This window comes from Gynuella sunshinyii YC6258, assembly GCF_000940805.1.
Lineage (GTDB): Bacteria > Pseudomonadota > Gammaproteobacteria > Pseudomonadales > Natronospirillaceae > Gynuella > Gynuella sunshinyii.
Genome location: NZ_CP007142.1, coordinates 197,024 through 218,653 on the forward strand (window position 1 = coordinate 197,024; position 21,630 = coordinate 218,653).

The following is a 21,630-nucleotide window of genomic DNA, read 5'->3' on the forward strand; positions in this document are numbered from 1 at the left end:
TATTTATCTAACTCCTCCGCCCCATATTTCCATACCGCCTTGTTGATTTGGATGTAAAGTGCTTTGAACAGGGCCAGGAGCTTGATGTTGAGGCAATGGCACCAATTCCATACTTCCTGGATCTTGAGCGCTATGATGCCACGTTAATCCTTGTTTTGAAGGTGTTTTACCTTTAAATTTTCCTCTGGCTCCAGGGCTTACAAATTCGGTGATTCCTGGATATAAATTTTCTAACATTGCACCCAATTGCGGATTTTGATTAATCGATTCGTATAACTGCCTATTAGATTCCTGAAAATGATGATAATCATTTTTTCCCGGATAATTAACACCATCTTTCAATTGTGCTTTGTACGCAACAGAATAATTAGGACTAGATAAAGGGCGGCCTGTAGCATCAGTTTCCTTACAACTTAGCCCCAGCGGATCAACCCACTCCACCGGATTCGGACAATACTGATAAACATTCAATCCGCCCAAGATGCCTATCGGATCATGACTGATATACCGCCCGGTCTGGGGATCATAATACCGATTAAAGTTCTGATACAACCCGGTTTCGATATCTTCGTACTGCCCGGCAAATCTGAGCTTTGGATCAACTGCAAAGCCATTCCTCGGATGGGTTTTATGGCTTTGGCCATTCCGGGTTTTACCGTAGACCTCATGCTCAGTCGCCCAGAGTTGTTCTCCAGTCTCATGACTGTATAGGGCTTTGGCGGTGCCCAGATGATCAGCTTCGATATCCAGCAGGCCCAGTTCATAATCATACAAGCCCACCGGTTTATGGCTGTAAGGCTCGTAGAGGTAGTATTGCTGGAAGGTTCGGTTATTGAGATTACAATCGATGTGCCGCGTCTGAATCAGATTGCCGCCGTTCCAGACGTAGCGTTCTGCGTATTGATACCAGAGATCGGGTTGGTTATGGGTGCGATAGCGTTTGTAGTTTGTCGCCCATTCGGTTTGTTGTTCGGGTTTGTCCTGTTTGAAGACGGATTTCTCGATCCTTCTGCCAAATGGGTCATAGCGGAAGGTCAGCGCTTGTTTGAGTGTACCGTTGATGCGTTCTTCAAATTTAATAAGTTGATGTTTGGCATTGTATTCCAGGCTTTGAACGATCTTTTGATCTTTACCTTTTTTGATCTGAACGAGATTGCCGTATTCATCGTAGCTAAAATGCCGGTCACCCATAAATGGCAGGCGATTATTGTCGAGCCGGGTTAAGCCTTCCGGCAGTCGGTTGCCAGCAGCATCAAAATGGAGGTCCTGCTGACCTTCCCGATCTTCAACTTTGGTCAGCAGATCGAGATCGTTGTAGTGGTAGCGGCTACTGCCATGCAGTTCGTCAATTCCGGCAATACGGTTTTTGGTATCGTAATGATAGTGCCGTTCATGCAGGGTCAGACGATTGGAGTCGTTCTGCAGCGACGTACGTTGATACTGTTGTAAACGCTGCTCAGGATCATAATTCCAGGTCGCGGTATGCTGGCCTTGATGACGCTTAGCTAATTGATCATGGGCATTAAACTGCTGATCAAACAACGATACCGGTGATATGGCTTCATGTGGGCGCACACTCATACGGCTCAGCATACCGCGTACGTTCCAGGCGTAATTCTGCTCAAACGTCCACGCCTGACCGATGCTGTCGCGATGAATAAAGTCGAAGTACCCACCACGCTGATAGGGCTGGTGTGCGGAGTAACGCACTGAGCTGATATAGCCGGTGTCAGTGTATTCGACAAAATCGATACCGTGCTTAAATGACTGGTATTCACCGTTATAGTCGACAAAGCGCTGGCTGGTGTGTTCTTTCGACAACAGGCCGTGTACGGTGTAACCCAGTTCGACCTTGGCGTGTTCATTTACCGCGCCAATAAGCCGGCCATTTCGATCATACTGATAGCCTTGCACGATATTTTTGGTCGGGTCGCTGGCATGTTGATAGTGTTCGCTGATCAGTCGGCCCAATACATCTCGTTCAAAGGTTGCTGTGATCTCTCCCTCACGCTGTTCAATCAACTTGCCGGTACCGTTGTAGCGATAATGAATCGTACGACCATCGACACTTATTTCGGTCTTAATGCGTTCACAGCCATCATATTCAAACCGGTGCGCCTGGCCATTGCCGTTGATGATCGCAGTAAGGTTGCGTTCCTGATCGTATTCGTAGCTGAGCCGGGTTCCATCCGGTAGGGTCTGGGCGAGGATTTGTGCGTAGGCACCGTAGTGACGTTGCGTGATACGACCGGCTTGATCGGTATAGGCAATCACGCGCCCCATGCGGTCGTAGGTATATTTTTCGTGTTGTCCCTGGGCGTTGGTTTTGAGAATCAGTTGTCCCTGATCGTTATATACAAACTGATCATCCTGGCCGTGCAGACTGCGCTGACGGTGCATACGGCCTTGTTCGTCATAATCGAACCAGAGTTGCTGAATGGGCTTGGAGGGCCCGGTATCGGTTTTAGAATCGTGTGGCCAGATACCTTTAGCCTCACTCAGAGAATCGGGTAATTCCGAACTCGGATATGGTACGTCTTCATGGAACAACCGGTATTCACTTAAAGTTCCCCAGCGGCTATTCCAGAAATACTGGTGGCATCGACCCTGACGGTCAATATAGCGCCGCAGGGTCTGACCATGGTAGTCCCAGTGTTCGGTTTCACCGCTTGGATGTTTGACACGAATAAGCTGATCAAAGGCGTCATAAAGATAATGAGTCGTCTCACGGGTATCGGGTCCGCCATTTGTTTCCCCTTGCCAATGCCTGGTGATGTGGCTGGGAAAATGTGTCTCACGCCAGTAACCGATCGTTTGTATCTGGCCGGCGGGATCGGTATAACGGATTAGGCGCTGCTGATCATCATATTCATAGTCGTGTTCGCCACCACTGCCATCGATGTAATGAGCAATATCGCCTTTGTCTGTATAGGACCAGCGTTGCTCATGGCCTTCACCATCCATACGGTAAATTTTCCGGCCATGATCATCATTCTCATAGACTTCAACGCAGCCTCGACCGTCGGTCACTTCATGAGTGTTGGGTCGGATATTCCAGGCAAACCGATAATCATAATGACCATCTTCAGCAAATTGTCTGACACAACGGGCATGGGGTGATAACTCATTCCACTCAAAGCCGAAACGTAAACCGCTAGGGGTTTTATGACGGACAAACAGGTGATGATCATAGCGGAACTGTTCACCGGGTTTGCCGGGTTGTTTGCTGGCAATTAAATCGCCATTCCGGTTGACACGATAACGGATCAGACATCGCCCGCTTTCGACATCGTCTGGGTTCTGATTGTTGACGCCATAGAAAGTTTTGATAGCACGCCAACTGCCATATTGGCCAACTTCAAAGAACAGCTTCTGTCCCCAACTCGATTCTGCGTAAATCAGTTGTCCGTTTGCCAGGTGATAGTGCAGATTCCAGTGATGAACATGGTCACGGCTGTGTACTTGTCTAAGGCGATATTGATCCACCGTTCCGGGACGAGTTTCAAATTCATAGGCCAGACCTTCCTTGATCAAAGTGAAATCATCACCGATGACTTGAAGCTGTAAACCACAAGGATGGTGAATGTTATGCACAGACGAGGATGACGCGTCATTCACCGGAATCGGAAATGCAGCCGACAGACCTTCCTCCGTGCGCACGGTCATCACCGTCTGTTCCGCCGTGGTCGTGGGTTGACTTGCATCCTCTGCTGAAATTTCAACAATCTGAGTACTGTGCTTCAGCGTGATATCCCAGGGATGACTCCAGCCAAACCCAAGCTCACTTTTGCGGCGAATGGCGCTGGAGCGGTAAATCCGCTTCCAGATCAGCGGTATTGGACCGGGTAAACTGAAATCCGTAATTTCGGTAATTTCTTCACCGGTGACCATGGAGATTGGGTGACCTTTGGTATCGCACCTGGCATTGACCGGTGAGCATTCGCCGTTATCGTTCTGGCTTTGGTGCCGGGCATCTTCGGGCTTTTTATGCTTAAGCTCTTCCTGCTTGTAATGGTGCTGGCCATTGGCGTGGTGTTTGTCTTTTTCCAGACGCAAGCGGATGGGTTTAGGCAGGCGGTCTTTAAAGGTCAGGTACTGGAACAGGGTTTTGAGCAGTTCGGCCATGCGCACCAGATGGCGGGATTTGCTCAACAGGCCGGTTCCGGCTACGACAACCGCGCCAACACCACCGGTGGCGACTGCCGCAGCAATGATCAAAATCAATTCCAGCGCCGCTGCACCAAAAAACCTGTGCTGTTCAACCCGGGACATGGAGCCAAACCAGTCTTTGGGAAAATGGATCAGCGCCTTCCAGACCTCGGCATCGGTGGCCAGCCATTTTAAGATGGTATAGGTCTGGCGAGCCTGATCAATTGCTTCGCCAAGCTCACTGCAGACGGTGACGTAATCGTCCTTGAGTTCATCGAGGCTGTAGCCATCGGCGAGTTTGTCATACAGTGCCGCCATAAGTTTCTGAGTGCCGGTGGCGATGTTGACAAAAGGCTCAATCACGCCTTCAACGATTTCTACTGACTCATCAAATAACCCATGTAAAAACGCCACTCCCAGAATCATGCCACGCTCAGCTGCGTTGTATTCCATCAGCAGGCTATCGAGCCTTTGTTTACGCTCACGGCGATCTTCGATCATCTCTGAAAGAGTGGATTTAAACTCGGTGCGAATACGGTTTATCTCAGCCTCGTCCACTGAGAACGACACTTCAGCTTCACCATCTGGCAGATGCTTGATTTCGGCTTTGCCTTCCTCATTGAGCTGGCCTTTATAGGCCACGCCATCGACGGTAACGAGGTATTTGAGTTTAGGTACCGATGCACCATCCTGATCGGTATAGTTCAACAACAGATCATGATCTCTACGGGTGACAACAGGTGCTGGTTGGAAGTAAGTCAGACTTGGGTTTTCGGGCCCTGAAGACCGGGGAGTTGAGGATGACTCAGCGCCAGGACTACCGCTGTGATGAACGCCTGTCTGACTGCGCGTTACAGAACAGTCACGCAACAAAAACAGGGTGCTGTCTGTATTCCTGAAGCTATTAACGGATGCATAGCGTGACAGACGATAACTACTGCCATCACGGACATAAATACGGAATATATCCTGATCGAAACTCAGCCATCGCTGTGCCTCACCCGTGGTGATGCAACCCCAGTCAGACCAGTGACCAGGCAGTTTACTGCGAACGTCTGTGGGCAGGCGTGAAACGATGTCTTTATTACCGGAAAATCTGGTATTGGGCGGTTCAGTAGGAATAGTCGGTTTAGCGGAGTATTTGGGATACAGCTCATCATCCCCGGGTAGTCCCCAATAGGAATCGCTCATCTTGTGTCCTTGTCCGTGATGAAACTAAGCGTTCAACTCCTAGGTATACTATTTTATGCATGCATGGCATTCCGCGAAGCAGACCTCAGAACGAAAAAACAAAGGCATTCTCATCCCAAAGGATGGGTTTTTTTGTCTCCATCCTGGCACTACATCGTCTGTGCGATTTGTGTCAATAACAATTGCTTATGGGGCTGATCAAGAAGATTCACTTGTGACATCAAAAAACTGCAGTTTATTGGTTGAAACTGCCAAATATCCAGCTTCAAACATGCTTCACATGCTTTGTGTAGACGTCGATATAAGGCGTACTTTGAATCTTCCAAATAGCCGTAGGTCAGCTTCATAGGAGCTCGAAAGACTGTCTACCGTTGATAAATGGTTATCCTGTTGTTGGGGAAGGTTATTCATTTGAATGATTGGCCTTTGGTCCTGTACACAGATTGCTTCATTGTCTGTTTGGTTTTCGGTTTCTATGCCTTTGGTGTCAGGAAGCATACTGATCGGAATATCATTATCCATATTATGAACCGAAACTGTGTGTACATTGGGAATGTCTTCTGAAAGTCGTTGAGCAAATTCCATCAGACTGGGTTCAGCAGGCATGAAGAAATACGCCTCTTCCCGTTGCGGTGTCTGTGCTCTTAAGATACGTCCCAAAACTTGTCTGAAATACAGTTCTGTTTTGATCCGAGACAAATAGCAGCACACTTTTAGTCTAGGGATATCTGTACCTTCACTGATCATTCCCACAGAAATGATCCACTTTGCCTTTGAATGGCGAAACTGGTTGATAGCATCCTGTGCATCTTCATGTAAATAGGTTGCGATCATAGCGTGTTCGCCAGTTTCTTGGTGCAATATGTCAGCAATGGTTTTCGCATGCGCCACAGACGTTGCGACAATAAGGCCACCGGCATCAGAGCTTTCTTTGCGTAGACGCATCAGCTTTTGTTCACCGGTTTTGATCAGATACCTGATGAGTTGGGGTTCATCCAATAGTTGTTGATAGCTGCATTTGGAACCCTGCAAAAGCTGCGAAAATGACCGATAGTTTTCTGTTTCAGAACCATGGGTGATCGTGATTTGGTTATTGTCGACGGCTGTTATTTTCGGTATTCGACACACGCCGTCTTTGATAGCCCGACCCAATCCGTATCGATAGTCACATTGGATGCTGCCATGATGACAATATGATGCCAACGCGATCGGAATGCGATCTGATCGCCAAGGTGTTCCAGTCAATGCCATCGTATAGGTCGCTTGACCCTGGATATGCCGAATGATGGTTTGGCCCCAAACATTTGCATTGTCGTTTCGATCACCAGCGCAATGGTGTATTTCGTCAAAGATCACCAATGTTCGGTGGGACGTCAGTAACTCCCAAAACTGAACATCTAGACTAGCCATGGATTGATAGGTCAGAATTTGACCGGTTGAACCAATGAGTCCGTCCATTCGTCGTTTTAGCGTCTTTTCCAGCGTGTACCTGAATGAATTACTGATATTAACGGATGGGGTAAAACAAAAGATCAAATCAATGTCCCCAGCGTTCAGTAATTCACGTGCAGTAAATGCGGCCATTAGCGACTTGCCCGCACCAGGTGTTGCTAAGCACAAAAAATGAGAAGATCCAGCACGATATTTTTGGAGGGCAGATGTTACTGCCTCTGATTGCCACTGTCGTAATCGCATAAGGCTCAAGACGGTTGCTGGATTAATAAACTTTCTACAGCCTTGATCTTACCAAGCAATATTTCACTTCGCTCTCGTGCTGCATTATATAAGGGCTGTGCATCATCTCGAAGTGCCGGTACCTCTTTGCACAAAGCTTCGTATTCCTCAGCTTCCCCAATAGCGCATAACATATCTGATCGGTACTGACTCAAGCGCTTTCTCAGTAGGCTATCTGGCTTGGGAGCTTGAGTAGTTTCGGAAGATGAAGGTGTAGTGGTGTTGGCACTATTGTGTACTGCGTGGGCTTCTTCTTTCGGATAGTGGGTATTAAATGACTCCATCAAACGATATCTCGGCCAATTGTCACCTTCTACGTGTTTTGCAATCAGTTCAGCTTTGATCATCCTCAGGATATTACGATATACGAACTGCCGAGCGGCTTTCTGTTTGGTGTGCAGACAATTTGGAGACTCCAAATAGGCTTGTGTCAGTTCACCGATGGCGATGTTTTTGTCATGGAACTGGTGAAGTACTTGAAGGAATTCAGGTTTAATCGGAATGAGGTTCATGAGGTACTTTTTTACTACGCAGTGTCTCGAATTTCGCGACATTTTAGCGCGTCTCTATTATCGAGACAATGAAGACCTCCTCATACTCACCTCATTACGATAAGTTGCGCGCCTGGATGAAGCAAAAACGGGAAGAGAGAGGTTTGTCTTTAAGAGCAGTCTCAGAACAAATGGGACGCCATCATTCGGTCATCGGCAAAATGGAACAAGACCGACGCAAAATTGAAATGCTTGAATTCATTGCCTATTGTCAGGTAGTAGGTGTTGACCCTCATGAAGGGCTGGAAATCCTCATACAATCCATCCACCACAGTGCCTTATCGGCCAATTATCTGCGCTCTCCCCGAATTGACTGAGCTAGTGGAACGTCATCATCTAACTGAGCCAGGATAGCCTTATTGTGATGGTAACTAAGCAGTATGTTTGCCATCTATTTATTGCATTATTGGTGTTGCATATTCTGCCCCAACGTGATCACCCATTCTGGTTTTATTTGATCACTTTTTCTGGATTTCCAGAATCGATAATCAAATCCCTGTGAATTACAACGATAAACTGGACTGAACAACGATATTCTGTACTGAGGGCTGCATATGGCAACCAGAATTCCTGCAATCAGGGAATTCCCCAAGATGACAGATACTGGCGGGTGGACTGGTATGGAGCTGTACAGAGAAACCCTGGTATCCCTTAGGAACCATGCTTTCAGGCGGTGGGAGAAAAAATTTGCGAGCTAATCAGTACAGAATATCGTTGTAGTTTTGTTCAGAAAGAAGGAGCCAGTAAATGTTCAGTACAAAATATCATTGTAAAAATGACTTTCCAGTACAGACAAGCGTTGTAACTCACATTTCTTTGGAAAGCACTTTTTTCCAGGTACGCTTAGAATCAAAATTGCGAATATCTTCATTCAGTACTTTGGTTTTCGGAAAGTTCAATCCATAAGAGGCAGTCAGGTCTGGATCAATATCAATAGACAAGCCGACATCCCACCCAGCTTGTCTTGCGCCAAGGCTGAAACCACCACATCCTGAAAACAAATCAATAATCATAAATCGTCGCTATAAACTCGAAGCCTTTACCAATTATTGCATGTTCCTATGTCAGCGTCGATCGTCATTAGCTCTACTTATCACTGATAGATAGCCACGAGGGCCAAAAAGTGTTTTTCTTGAAAGGTTTCTGTTGAAATGGGCACATGATGGCTCCCCAATATGTAGACATGCCATGCAAGCCCCTTGGGCATTGCTACAGCCTGGGTCCAGTGCGCATCGATGTTCCCAATCAGCTACAGAGCCCAAAAGCTTATCTAGCTCACGCTCAAAGACGGCATGCATTCCGCCAAGAACAAAATCACCTCGTGGCACAGAGTAAATGACGAATGATAGTGCTGTCTCGAGTATTATCTCCCCTAAGCCATTTCTATCGATCCCGGCATACACGGCTAATGTCCGGATAAACCTGTGGGAGAAGGAATGAATGAGCTTATGGAGGGTGTTTCTAACTAACTCTCCTTGTTCACCACATAGAAGATGAAGAATCTCTTTGTAACAGTCTTTGGGTGTTTCAGCAGATGAAACAGCTTCTATTCCATTCAGTGAAAGCCACTTTAATATTTTTTGCGGGTCGAGCCTGATGAGAAGAGATTCTGTTTCCGCTAGGTCTCCATATACTGGGGTTACTTTATATTGCTTCCTATCATGATGGGGAAACGGACACAACGTAGCTTCACCAGGCGTAAAAGACCCTCTTGTATAAGCAAAGTGACCTGTAAAAATTGGGAACTTCTCAAATAAATCTACCGCGAGAATTCCAGTTCTTCCCATTGCTTCAGGATAGCGTTGGGAATACATTTCTTTTAGAAAGTCCGTATCGCTGCCATTTTTTTGAAGGTCTTGAAGCATAAGGCGTGAATCTAGCGATGCAAGGCCAATGGTAGTTGCTTGCTCTTCAATCGTTTTCTTATTTGGGCCTTTTAATTCAGTAAGGTCTTCTCCCGCTTGTTCTGGAAGATACGCAGTCATAATATCGGCTTTCTCAACGGGAATTCCCTGAGTGATCAACATCTCTTTGATTGAGCTCCTGGTGGGTGGAACCTCATCAACAGAACGCTCCTTCATGCCATCAATAAACCAACTTATAGCTCTTTCGCCTCCACCCGCTGCACGCAACTTATCACGCGCATTATTTACAGGCGGATTAACAATGACAATGTTGCTGGGGGTATAGACCTTTGCTGCTCTATGTATGTTGAATTTCATATTTTCACCACAGGAGCATCGAAAAAATCTCATGCCTTCCGTTCGCCACGTGCAGTCCGGGCAAGAAAAGGCGATCTCATTCAAGGATGCCACTCTAGGCATTTCCACTCGAGTACGGCGGTGAGTAGGACACTTTGGAATTTGAATGGGCTTCAATTCTCCGCATGTATGATAAGCAACGAATGGAATCTGCGCTTTGGTTCGATTTCCGCAAGAGCAAATATCCTCATAGTTCTCATGAAAGATACGACATTTTCTACAAACCCACTGATTTGGAAATGGTTCTACATCCACACCATTCTGAACATCTAGAGCGTAAGCTTCTAATAGCCCTCCTTTACGTAGATGGCTAAGAAACCCATTTCTATCGGTTTCGTTTCTTTCCCACTCATAGCTTGTTTGGAGGATTGCGTGTCGCAGCGATTCAGTATCTACTGCTGCAAGCCGAATGGGTGCTCTCCAGTTTTTTACTTTCCACACTTTTCCTTTTAAATCGACAGTTTGGTTCGGTAAAAAACCGAATATTACTTGAGAAGAACTCCTTTGATCCTTCATTACAGCCTCCTTCCAAAGATAGGTACTTGCGAATCAACATCACGTAAAGAAAGCATCGGCTTCTCTCCGCCTGGGATGCAATCCGAAGGGAATTTGTGGTCTTGTGAATTGCTGAGAAGGATGTTAATAAACTCTTGATACCAAGAAGCTACTTCACTCCTTAGGCTGGCATCCATCTTGCCAGTAAAGCCTAGTGTTTTTGTTATTTCATCAATTTCAATTTGAACGTCAAACGCATCTGAAGTGACAAAATTTCGAAGCGACGATGTAGATTGGAGAGACCTGCCGCTAATTTTTTCGTAATAAGCTGTAATTCGGGATAAAGCTATACCAGAAAGTGTTCTGGATAAAACCCGCTTACTTTTTCTCGTTATCGGTATAGGCTCAACAAATCGATCAGCCTGATTAACGAAATTCTCGAATAATCGATATACTTGAGCATCTCTTTCACGAGCTATCTTGTGAACAACGAAGACAATCCCTGGATATCGCCTACCAACCCTCGCAGTGGCTTGAATGAAATCAGAGGTGCCTAGTGGTAGCCCCATCATAATCATCAAGTTGAGTCTATCTACATCAACACCGTGTGAGATCATTGAGGACGCAGTGATAGCATGGATTCGTTCATAGAAATCATCTTCCGGGCTCTGTAATCTCTTTAAAACCTCACTAACTTCATCAAATTGAACTTTGCTGGTTAATGATTCCCAATTTACTTGCCTGTTAGCGATTAGTTGCTGGAGTTCGCCTGAACGATTAACCGCTTCAATATCTCGTAGTGTGTTTCCATACACTAGCTCTGTGCCGTACAGGTTGATTATCAATTCAGCCCACATTTCATCAACACCTAATTTAGAGCAAGTGCCTGATGGGTCGCTAATCATCTCCCGAATAATGGATTGAGTAATAGAAACTATTTGTTCTGTCACCCACTCTAAAGTTAGCCCTCTGGGAGCAATGCCTATATATTTTCGCATCAAATTATTTGATTCTGTTGACCATAGACCTTGTCCTTGCTTAGGGTCTACAGAAGGAAATAATCGAGCTCCTCTCATGTAAAGCTCTTCAGTTTGTTTCTCGTATCCATTCAAGGTGGCAGAAGATGCGAGTATCTTTGACTTTCCACCTGTAACCTGCTCAGACAGGTGGTCGTATAGACTCTCGTAATGTGAATCCACAGCTCCAAGACTATCCCGAAGCAAATGAAGCTCATCTTGTAGTCTAAATCGAGGGGGATACTTGTCAGCGGGCATCGGTAGAGGATTTACTTGTGCATTGCATTCCCACACTAAGCATCCATTCCTAAAATCACTACGTGGTGCATAGGTATGGCCATGGCCTGGTTCTGAGCAAATACCCCATGGTGCACCAGTGAAACATGACATTCCCGAGTTCATGTGCAGTTGAGCTGCTTTATCAAGAGTTCCTACCACAATAGTAGGCAAAAACCGATAGATCTCATGATCAACTATGTGGATTGGAATTTTTGAATTGTACTTAATGCAATCAGTGTTTTTGCAAAACAAGTCAGTTTTCCATAACACTCGATCAAATTTAACGCCAACACTTCTGTTGCCACAGAATGGACATTTTTCTAAAACGCTTGAATATTTGTTAAAAGAGGAAGGGTCATTTATGTTTGGAGTAGAAGGGTCATCTTTTTTGGGGCTATCGTAGATTCTGTTTGGTGTTGCTTTGCTTCCGATGAAAAATCCAAGCGAAAATTCATCACCATCAATATGGTTCTCAGACCTAACGATTTCCGCTGCTGCAATGGCATCAGCAAATCGCTGAGTCTGCTGAAGAGAAAGCATACGCAATGGAAACCTAGTCCAAGCAGTTATACCGGTGCTTTTTCCTGTTAGCCGATCATGGAACATTGCTGTGACAAGCAATCCAAGATATGTCTCGGTTTTCCCACCGCCGGTTGCAAACCAAACAACATCTACAATGTCGCTATCTTCAGCCGTGTTAATTATTGAAGATAAGTTCGCGAGTAGGAAAGAAAATTGGAAGGGTCTCCATGAGGTATAACCTTTACGGGTGCCGATCATCTCCATTGCGGTGTTCATATATATGATCGATTTCAGTAGACCTGAATTGCTTTCTAGCAAAACCAAGCCTTGGCGAAGCCTGGACAACTCATCATCAAACTTGGATGAATCCATAACCGCTTGAGATAGCATCTCATCTGTCCAACGTTCGTGCTCACTCCTGGCTCGTAAAACCTCTTTACTCCAGTTAGATGACCTCCATTTGTCAGCGCTATCAATAATGTTGCGACAGACTGATAGCACGTTGGATGCACTCTGCAAATGATCAAAGCGCAGGTTGGGTGGTTCTGAATCACCTCCCCAATAGTCTGGCCTATGTCGATCCACGACAGTTACGTCAGATGTTGTTAAGGTTTTCTCCTTAAAATCAAATACTACGCCACAGTTTGTACCGTATGCGTCAGCAAATCGGTTGTAACGATATGAGTCCGGTAGCGCTTCGATTTCATATGGAACCAGGTCAATGTCGTGAATGGATAGTTCAGCCTCGTATAGCCTAGTATCTACATGGCGATCATCGCGTGAACTATCTCCACAGTTCACGAGGGATAGAGAAATCTCCCAACACTCTTCAGTACTAGCTACTACCTCAAGGTCAAGCCTTGCAGAAAAATGTTCGAGACCAGAGTGCTCATGGAGTAAAGATGAAAACTCAGATTCCGCATATGTAGCAAAACTTTCAGTCGAATCAATATTTATTTCTACTAAATCTGACTCAATGTTTACCTTATGCCATGTCGCTGAGTTGACTTGGTATAACCAAACCGAACATTTTAGCTTGCAGCGCAACCGTGAAGAAGCGATTTTCGAGTGCCTAAAACGAACCGTGATTGCGCATGGCTCTAAACGTTGTTCTAAACCATCCATGCTGATCGCATTCACATCAACTTCGGGAAGCAAACGGCCAAGCCAAAATTTATGCTGAGGTGAATTTTCTAGCTCGTAATAATCGTCTCCTCTAGCCTCACGAACCACCACCTTAGCTAGCTGATCACTAAATATTTCCAGAGCTTCCTGTTCAGTCTGTGATTTATCGATCAAATCGGTCATAAAAGTTATCCGCATTTATCCCAATATCTATGAATTTCTTTCTTAGCTTCTCTAAGCCCTTTGCTTCGATTTGTCGTATCCTTTCTCTTGTTATATCGTAGTCCTGACCGATCATTTCCAACGTTTCTTCAAGACCTCGATCATGAAGATCAAAACGTCTATAAATGACATCTTTTGTTCTGGGGTCAAGCTGATCAACAACGCTTTGAACCCATGACAATTCGCTCTTATGCTCTAAGATTGACTGGTTATAGTCCTTCAGCGATAGGCTGGAAATAGAATCCAGTTGCCATTCCTCAAAATCGCTTAGTGAACTTGTTTCCAGAGCGGATATTTGCGAAATAAATATTGTTTTATCTAGATTCCAATTTAGTTCATCAGCCAATCTCTCGTAGGATGGTTTTTCTAATGGGTTGTCCGCCAATAATAATTTCTTAGCTTTCTTTAGCTGAGAAACGTTGTTATGCACATAAACAGGAAGCCTAATAGTCGCCCCGTTGTTAATAATACTCCTAGTGATGGACTGCCTAATCCACCAAACAGCGTAGGTAGAAAATTTCAGGTTTCTTTTGTAATCGAATTTTTCAACTGCTTTTACAAGGCCTAAAATACCTTCTTGGAACAGGTCTTCTGCATCTATCGTAGAGATTTCAGAATAATAAACAGCATATTTCCAAACTAAGCGTAAGTTGCATGTAATAAATCCTTCTCGGGCTTGGCTAGCTTCGTTATATATCTTTTTCTCTAGCGCATTGGATCCATCCGAAAAAGCGTCTTTTCCTAAATCAATCTTTTGGCCTAGTATTTGTTCTTCTTGTGCGGACAGCACTTTGTGTTCTAGCAGCTTTCTTAAGGAGCTGTTGACTTTGCCGTGAAGATTGAGCTCTTCCACGTTCGGAATTGCATCGCCTAAGGAATCACTACTAATGTCTCCCTCTAATTCCTCGCAATCGTCGTCATAAATCTGTTTATCTAATAGCGCCTCATAGAGTTCCGTTTGTTGAGGGATTGTGAGTTCAAGCGCAGCCGCGACAGTTTCAACCTCTTCACGAAATAAGGCGCGCTTTTTTCTTGCTGAATCGGCTTCAAGCCATTCGATTGCTTGCTTAATCTGTTGATCACCTTCACTCATTGTCTAACATCCATTGTCACACTCTGTTTTTATTGTTGATAGGTCGCAGAGAGGGCGATGTTATTGCGCCTAATAACAAGCGACATTGGGCAGATCCTGAAGATACTCAAGGACTTCATTCTAAAAAATCCTCAAGTATATCTAAGGGGTCAATGGATTCTGGAACTCTTCGGGCTATGAATAAACCGGCGATCTTTCTGTCGGGCAGGACTCTGTGAAGTACAGATTGCGCAGCTTTGAAGTGGCTGCCAGTAGTGAGCATATCGTCGAATATGACTATATTTTCACGAACTTCATCGAATTTCGAATTGTCTATTTCATAATTGGCTTCTAGTTCATCAGGCTTTAATCGGTTCCCGTCTGCGCATTCATGAGATGATCGTGTAGATGCCTTCTGTTTTAGGATTTCGGAAAAGTGAGCCAAAGGCATGATCTTACAAAATGCCTCCAGTATTTGTACAAGTCGATCATCATACAAGGGATCATCTGAGGCTTTAGATGGTGGGATTGGAACGAAAGTTAAGTTCTCAGGGTTTGCTATTAGCCTTAAGCAATTTGCTACTGTTTTAATTGCTTTGTCTTTGTATCTAAATCTTGAAGTACCTTTAAACTCCATTCCCCATTTCAAGTTGACTATAAGTTGGTTTGTTTTACTGTGAGAATAACCTAGCCGTGCAGTATATTCTCCAAAAAAAACGCAATAGTCTTCAGGTGCCAGATAGTAATGATCCCCACGAATGGAATCATCTACCTGAGTAAACTTATCATACATTGCTGGCCAGTCCCTGACGTACGTCTTCATAATCGCGAACGCGAATGACCCCTTTCTTAAGGTATTTTTCTGGCCACGAAATATTCTTATTTTTGAAACAGCTATCAAGAATAAAAAGCTTTCTGCCTTGGGCCAATGCTGCTCGGGCTTGATATAGAGTGCCGGATGTATCGGAAGCCTCAACGATAATAGTACCCAAGCAAAGTGCTGACATAGTGACATTTCGCTCTGGAAAAAATGTGCGATTATGGCGGTAATCTCGTTCTATGTAGCGCTTAAATGGAACCTGACTGATTAAGAGATACTTAGTTCGGATAAGATCTTGAAGATCTTTGTTCTCTTTAGGGTAATAATGAGATATGGGAGTACCAATAACGGCGATCGTTTGCCCGCCGTACTCAATTGCAGCCTCATGAGCTGCCCGATCTACACCTTCCGCTAGTCCAGAAACAATAGTGTAGCCATCGGCTACCAAGTTACGAACCATCTTACGTGTTCTAGCAATCCCTTCTTTTGAAACTTTTCGAGAGCCAACTACCGCAACACATGGAGTTTCTACTAAGTTCCAAAAACCCTGATAATAAAGCACTTCAACGGGGTGACGAGCATCACAAAGTCGCTCAGGGTATTCATTAGCTCCTTTGATTCGAATGCCGAACGAGTTAACGTTGTACTGACTGATTATATCTTTTAGCGCGTTAGAATATTTTTGAATTTCAGAATCAGGTACAAAAGTTGATGGCATTGAGCCGGGGCAAGATTTTATCCTGTCCGCTATAGATTTAAAGGTGGCTTTATCCTGATCCCAAAGAGCCTCGTAGGCAGCCATCTCCTTCAGCGGGGAGACTGCTTGAGTAAAAAAATCATTAAGCACGAGAGATTGAGACTTCATAAGCTTACTATTGAGTTTGCGGTGGTTTTATCAAGGACTCTGCCGGAATGCCTAATCCTTCGTGTAGTTTCCAGATCATCTTCAAGGTCAGAGAGCGTTTGTGATTGAGGATCTCGTAAACTCGATTACTTTTTCCGATCATGGGTTCAAGGTCTTTGACGGTTAAGCCTTTGCGTTCCATTTCAAATTTGATTGCCTCTACAGGATCGGGCAAATCCATCGGGAAGTGCTTGGCTTCGTAAGCCTCAATCAAGGTGACCATGACATCCAGCTTCTCACCTTGAAGAGTGCTAGGACCTGCCATCATCAGGTCTTCAATTTCTGTTAATGCCGCTCGGTAGTCGGCATCAGTTTTAATTGGTTTGATGTCCATCGTTCTTATCTTTCGTTTCTACCTTGGGCAATTAAATCGATTGTACATCAATCTTGCTGTACTGCTCATGAGTGCCAATAAAGCGAATATATACGGTTCCATAGGCGTAGTTGATCCAGACAACAATTCGATATTTGGTCACCGCAATATTGAACACCACTCGCCCATCTTTAAGGATGTCGGCACTCCCGAAGTGCCGTTTTATCTCGGTAGGTGAGTTCCAATTGGCATGCAAGGTATGGCGATGCCACGCCAATGCTGGCTCCTTTGAATCCATGTATTCCGGGCTTTCCTTCCAGAAGGATTTAAGTGTCGATAGGGCGATGATTCTCATACGATCAACATTAGTCCCATACCGGGACTTTAGCAACACATTTTTGTGTATAGGGAAAGACAGGGGTTTATATATAAGTGACGCCATCATTATAACCAGCTGAATCTAAATGATAACTTTGGATTACCATCTTTTTCCTTGTGCTTGCTATGACTGAGTGCTGCCACAATTATTAAGTTTTGAAGGTTTTGTGTTCTATTAATCTGGCGGTGTAGCGTGAGACCCCTTGATTTATCAGGGCTCGCATTGACCATAGCCAATGGTGATATATCCCTGCATCACACCATGAACTAAGCCACCGATTACACCGCGTCAGCAACATACTGTATACACAAACATATGTCGACGCTATCTACTGTATTTATTAGCAGGCATAGCAAGATACTCGTATTTAAAACATAAGCTTGTTTTGTTAGACTGCCAAACAGGCATTGGTGTATGCCTGCAGCCCACCCGTTGTGGCGAACATCCCAAGTGATGACACCTGAAATGAATGCTATATGTATTTTAAACGTCTTTACGATGTTTTGTGGGCTAAGCACGTAACCTCAATGGATGTTTAACGATGCGTATACCTACACTATATTTTCCTTCTGGCCTATCGGTGCGTCGTGCAAAGCGTATGGCCAAACAACTGGCACAAACCGAATTCATACCTTTATCTAAGGCTTTAGATGTTATTGCACATCAAGAAGTCAGACTTCCCTGGCATAAGGCCCAATCGCTGCTGGTTGATCAGTCTCCCTCAAAAAAATGGATGAGCCGTTCAGATATCAAGGCAATCTTGAATGCATTTCCGCATTTAAACTATTGGGGGCCAGACAAAAAGTGGCATGAGTTTCGTTCTGGGCAAATAACTCGGGATGAAATGGAACAGGACTTCCATGAGAATAGAGCACGCCTCCTACAGGCTACTGATGAATGTAATCGGGCATGTTTATATTTGGAGTTCATGCACTCCAGAAAGACGATAAACTGGACAAGATCAAGTTATTCTCTCAAACACAGTGTCGAAAATGTCATTCGGTATGTGGATTCGAGCATAAATCCATATGTCGCAAATGGCTGTTTTATCTGTGCTGCTATCTTTAAAGGTTTTGAGGTCGAACAGCATGCCACTGAAGAATTAAAAGCATTTTTAAACTTCAGTTCAAGATCACCCATTATTCAACTGGACCGATCATTTGCTATAAGACCCAAATCTATAAAAGAGCGAGAGCAAGTGGAGGCTATCAGTAAACAGGTCCAATTGGTCTTCGAGCAAATGGTGAGTTGATAGCAGCGTGCTCTTCTTGTTGTTGAGCACGTTCGGCGTTTTGTTGTCTTTCTTAAAAAAGGCCGTCAAAGTGTAAAGAGTTATGTAGTTATTAAATGCGAGGATATTGTTGTATCGATGCTAATGAAATCAAAAGCTGAATCGATGGAATGAATCAAAATAGGTTCATAGGTCAAAGATGCCTTAAATGGCCCAAAGTATTTATTTCCGGTATTAGGTAGCAGTTACACCTAATGCTTCTGCTACCGGCAGATAATTACTCTGTTTTATTCGATTTTTTCTTTTCTAAAATGTCATCTAAAAGCCTTAAAAATATAGGCTCAAGGGTTTTAAAATCTATCGCTAATTGTTTTGCATTATCTGCGAAAAAAATTCCGTCGTGCTTAGAGGCATTACCTATATCGGCAATGTCCTTTAATGCTGCCCTCATCGAGGTTTTGCGTGAACCGTCTAGCTCGCGCCATTGCTTTATTCTTGGAGTGATAAATGCTTGGAAATCGCCGTTGTAGCCCATACCAGATTCAAGAGAAAGCAGGCTACATAACGATTCAACGAAAGACCATGCGCCCACGTAGCTTAAGATGGGGTGCTCTACCAAGGACGCTGTGTATAAAGAGTGATACAAACTTGCTAATTTTCTAGATTTAAGGTCATTCAATTTTTTAATTATTTCGTTTGACGCCTCTATTTTAGTGCCACCTTTTTCGGAAAGATTTAGGCTTGGTGTTGGTGTTGGTGTTGGTGTTGGTGTTGGTGTTACGGGCGGCTCCACTGAAGCCGATGCTGGATGGAGAGGGGTTGGATTCATACCGTTAGAATTGGTCGGGGGACTAAAAAGTGCGCCTTGAGATGGTGAGTTATCTTGTGCGATTATTACTTGATCATCAGGAACTGGCAGCCCAAGTCGGGCGTAAAAAATAGGCCGTCTTTCTTCATCTGGTAGATTTTTAATATCATCACTGAGCCATGTTTTTATGACCACCTTAGCTTTAGAGCGGTATTCAGAAGCTAAAACCTCGATCGGTTTTTTTGTTTTTACAAAAAGCGGGTTATGTACCTTTACTTCAGTTTTTGCAGTGTTCCATGGCAGATTGCCTGGATTTTCTGAAATCATCCGAACGTAACATAAAAAACCATTGTATTCAGAGTGAAACGATGTTGAAAAACCATACTTTTTCTCAAAGCTATGGGCAACAATTACTCTGTCGTTAAAAATAAAATATATACCAAATTCGTTAGTGATATTTTGATTCTCTTTAGGGTCAGAACCATATTCACCTGGGAACAAATACTTGTGATGTACGCCCACATCAAAAAATACACCAACACCATCATGATGATCTGACGGATGCGAAAAACCTAAAAGTGGCCCGTCTTTTCTGAATGCGGGAAGTTGAGGGGCTATATCAAAAAAATCTCTCTTTGAGTAGTTGCTATTTCTTACAGATATTTTTAATCCTTTTGTTAGAAAAATAGAATAGCGTATTGAAAGATAGTGAATTAAATTTTCAAACCATTCTCGGCTTTTTATTTGGCTAATCACATCATCCTTTAAGTCTTCAGCACAGAAAAGAGTTCCAGTTTTTCCTTGCGACTTATACTTCTTTGCATTCAATGAGTTCTCTTTGTCACCAGATAAGACATTGTGTGAAAATCGAGAAACGTATGCGTTATCACCATTGTCACTTTTTAAATAGAACGTTTTTCCTGCTTTCAGCAAAGCTCTTTTCAGGCCAAGACCATAATGCCCAATGCCAAACTGATGCTCAGATTTCTTGCCTGTATAAAATGCACGACTTTCTATCACATTTGAGTTAATCCCAAGACAATTGTCGGCAATTGATATTTTCTTGTCAGAGAATGCTATTTTAATTTCATATCCTGAATAGTCATTTGGCAATCCATAGGCATCCTTATCATAACTTCCGTTATTGATAATAATATTTCTTGCTGCATCTATAGAATTGTCGATTAAGTCAAAAATTGCATCTATTAATTCAACATCAGTTGTTAATGTTTCGGCAAAAAACAATGGATCAATCCCTGTTCTCAATTCGACTGTTTCAAAATCCCCAATCGCAGTGTCCTCATTTACTTCAAGATCCAGATCTTCAAATATATTGTTATTTGCCATAATTTTTATCCTGCCATTTCCATCTGTTGGTGGCTTAATTTTTCATAAATTTTTGTTAAAACAGCACGGGAAACAATTGGTGAAACACTATTTCCTATCATTCTAAAGCTGTGCCATTTTGTTGGGTGAAAGCAAAACCAGTCTGGAAAACCTTGCAATCTTGCAGCTTCGCGTACTGTTATAACTCTACCCTTTACGGGGTGGATGGGTCTAACTGCTTGATGACTGCCCTTATCAGGTCCGGTTCCTGCTCGCAAAGTTGGGCATAGTCCATCCCATGCGAGCTTCTTTGATCTACTTACAGGATCAACTTTCCCTTGTTCAACTGACTCATAACGCTTTCTAACATCATCGGTGTGAGTTGTATCAAAATTGCCAGAAATCTTACCTTCTTTTAGATATTTTATTGCCTCTGGGCAACCTAGCCCTTTTGGAGGGAGTTTACGCATCATTTTGGCGTAGTTTGATATTTCTTTTATCGGTCTATATTTAGCCCAACCAAAATTTGTAGGGTCATCAGACTGTTTGATTGGTTCATTAATATCTCTGATGGCGTCCTTAACGGTCACGCTTTTATTTGGGGGGAGGAAATCAGTCACGCTTAATAGAAGATCAATTCTTAGCGGGTCGAAGCCAATAACTATAACGCGCTTTCTTTTGGTAGGAGCGCCATATATAGACGAATCAATTGTTATAGGATCAAGGATCGTGTATTTCTTATCAACTGTTTCCAATCCCATATACAACTGCTCTACATTTTTTTCATCCATTAATCCCTCTACATTTTCCATTACAAAAAATTTAGGGGAGATTAAATTTACATGCCGAAAAAAATCTATTAATAGCATTCTGCGGGGGTCATTTACATCACTGGCACCCATCCTGCTGTAGCCTTGGCAAGGAGGGCCTCCTATGACTCCATCTATATCAGCATTATTTCCTAAAATTTTTATCCAGTCCTCTTTTCCCATTTGAGATAAATCAGCTTGAATAACATTTGTATTTGGAAAGTTTTTTTTGTAAGCAGATTGAAGGGTTTCGTCAACATCGATCGCTGCCACAGTGTGAAATCCAGCTAGCTCAGCGCCAAGCCCAAACCCACCGCACCCGCAGAAAAGATCAACTATTTTTGGCTTATTGTTCATGATTAATTGCTCTACCATATCCGTAAAATTTTTATTATTCCAGAGTGCCCCGCAAAAAGCGACCGC

General features: G+C 43.8%; 15 protein-coding genes. 2 read left to right on the top strand and 13 right to left on the bottom strand.

Going from position 1 to position 21,630, the window contains the following annotated elements:
• Positions 1 to 3: 3 nt before the first annotated feature.
• The 3 genes from YC6258_RS00970 to YC6258_RS00980 form a co-directional block, all read right to left on the bottom strand.
• A complete protein-coding gene (locus YC6258_RS00970; protein WP_044615394.1) occupies positions 4 to 5,340 on the bottom strand; it encodes an RHS repeat-associated core domain-containing protein in 5,337 nt (1,778 codons plus the stop codon).
• A gap of 276 nt (positions 5,341 to 5,616) precedes the next feature.
• The gene (locus tag YC6258_RS00975; protein ID WP_044615395.1) at positions 5,617 to 7,035 is read right to left on the bottom strand and encodes a DEAD/DEAH box helicase; all 1,419 of its coding nucleotides are present in this window, start codon (positions 7,033 to 7,035) and stop codon (positions 5,617 to 5,619) included.
• 5 nt (positions 7,036 to 7,040) lie between these two features.
• Complete coding sequence (locus tag YC6258_RS00980) at positions 7,041 to 7,586, bottom strand: hypothetical protein (RefSeq protein WP_044619619.1); 546 nt, start codon at positions 7,584 to 7,586, stop codon at positions 7,041 to 7,043.
• Between the two features lie 68 nt (positions 7,587 to 7,654).
• On the opposite strand from YC6258_RS00980, the gene YC6258_RS00985 reads away from it, so the two are divergent.
• Positions 7,655 to 7,942 (top strand): helix-turn-helix domain-containing protein, encoded by a 288-nt coding sequence (locus YC6258_RS00985; protein ID WP_044615396.1) that lies wholly within the window; start codon positions 7,655 to 7,657, stop codon positions 7,940 to 7,942.
• A gap of 489 nt (positions 7,943 to 8,431) precedes the next feature.
• On the opposite strand, the gene YC6258_RS00990 is transcribed toward YC6258_RS00985, so the two are convergent.
• The 8 genes from YC6258_RS00990 to YC6258_RS01025 all read right to left on the bottom strand — a co-directional run bounded on the left by YC6258_RS00990 (position 8,432) and on the right by YC6258_RS01025 (position 17,009).
• Positions 8,432 to 8,638, bottom strand: coding sequence for a DNA cytosine methyltransferase (locus YC6258_RS00990; RefSeq protein ID WP_044615397.1), 207 nt, complete (start codon positions 8,636 to 8,638; stop codon positions 8,432 to 8,434).
• Positions 8,639 to 8,689: 51 nt separating this feature from the next.
• A complete protein-coding gene (locus YC6258_RS00995; protein WP_044615398.1) occupies positions 8,690 to 10,402 on the bottom strand; it encodes a hypothetical protein in 1,713 nt (570 codons plus the stop codon).
• Positions 10,402 to 13,506 carry a helicase-related protein gene (locus YC6258_RS01000; protein WP_052829972.1) on the bottom strand — a complete coding sequence of 1,035 codons (3,105 nt, stop codon included), beginning with the start codon at positions 13,504 to 13,506 and terminating at the stop codon, positions 10,402 to 10,404. Before YC6258_RS01000 ends, YC6258_RS00995 begins: the two co-directional genes overlap by 1 nt.
• Positions 13,487 to 14,638: a sigma-70 family RNA polymerase sigma factor gene (locus tag YC6258_RS26855; RefSeq protein ID WP_052829973.1), complete on the bottom strand. Its 1,152-nt coding sequence runs from the start codon at positions 14,636 to 14,638 to the stop codon at positions 13,487 to 13,489. Before YC6258_RS26855 ends, YC6258_RS01000 begins: the two co-directional genes overlap by 20 nt.
• Before the next feature lie 115 nt (positions 14,639 to 14,753).
• Complete coding sequence (locus tag YC6258_RS01010) at positions 14,754 to 15,410, bottom strand: hypothetical protein (protein WP_044615399.1); 657 nt, start codon at positions 15,408 to 15,410, stop codon at positions 14,754 to 14,756.
• A complete protein-coding gene (locus YC6258_RS01015) occupies positions 15,403 to 16,302 on the bottom strand; it encodes a DNA-processing protein DprA (RefSeq protein ID WP_044615400.1) in 900 nt (299 codons plus the stop codon). The genes YC6258_RS01010 and YC6258_RS01015 overlap by 8 nt, the downstream gene beginning before the upstream one ends.
• A 7-nt stretch (positions 16,303 to 16,309) precedes the next feature.
• A complete protein-coding gene (locus YC6258_RS01020) occupies positions 16,310 to 16,675 on the bottom strand; it encodes a helix-turn-helix domain-containing protein (protein WP_044615401.1) in 366 nt (121 codons plus the stop codon).
• A gap of 31 nt (positions 16,676 to 16,706) precedes the next feature.
• Entirely contained in the window at positions 16,707 to 17,009 is a 303-nt protein-coding gene (locus YC6258_RS01025; protein ID WP_044619622.1) for a type II toxin-antitoxin system HigB family toxin, read from the bottom strand.
• 565 nt (positions 17,010 to 17,574) lie between these two features.
• Here YC6258_RS01025 and YC6258_RS26860 point away from each other — a divergent pair.
• Positions 17,575 to 18,285, top strand: a complete 711-nt coding sequence (locus YC6258_RS26860; protein WP_052829974.1) for a P-loop NTPase family protein — start codon at positions 17,575 to 17,577, stop codon at positions 18,283 to 18,285.
• A 256-nt stretch (positions 18,286 to 18,541) separates the two neighbouring features.
• On the opposite strand, the gene YC6258_RS01035 is transcribed toward YC6258_RS26860, so the two are convergent.
• Both YC6258_RS01035 and YC6258_RS01040 read right to left on the bottom strand, forming a co-directional pair.
• Positions 18,542 to 20,419, bottom strand: coding sequence for an ATP-binding protein (locus YC6258_RS01035; RefSeq protein WP_044615402.1), 1,878 nt, complete (start codon positions 20,417 to 20,419; stop codon positions 18,542 to 18,544).
• Positions 20,420 to 20,424: 5 nt separating this feature from the next.
• The gene (locus YC6258_RS01040) at positions 20,425 to 21,564 is read right to left on the bottom strand and encodes a DNA cytosine methyltransferase (protein ID WP_044619624.1); all 1,140 of its coding nucleotides are present in this window, start codon (positions 21,562 to 21,564) and stop codon (positions 20,425 to 20,427) included.
• Positions 21,565 to 21,630 lie beyond the last annotated feature (66 nt).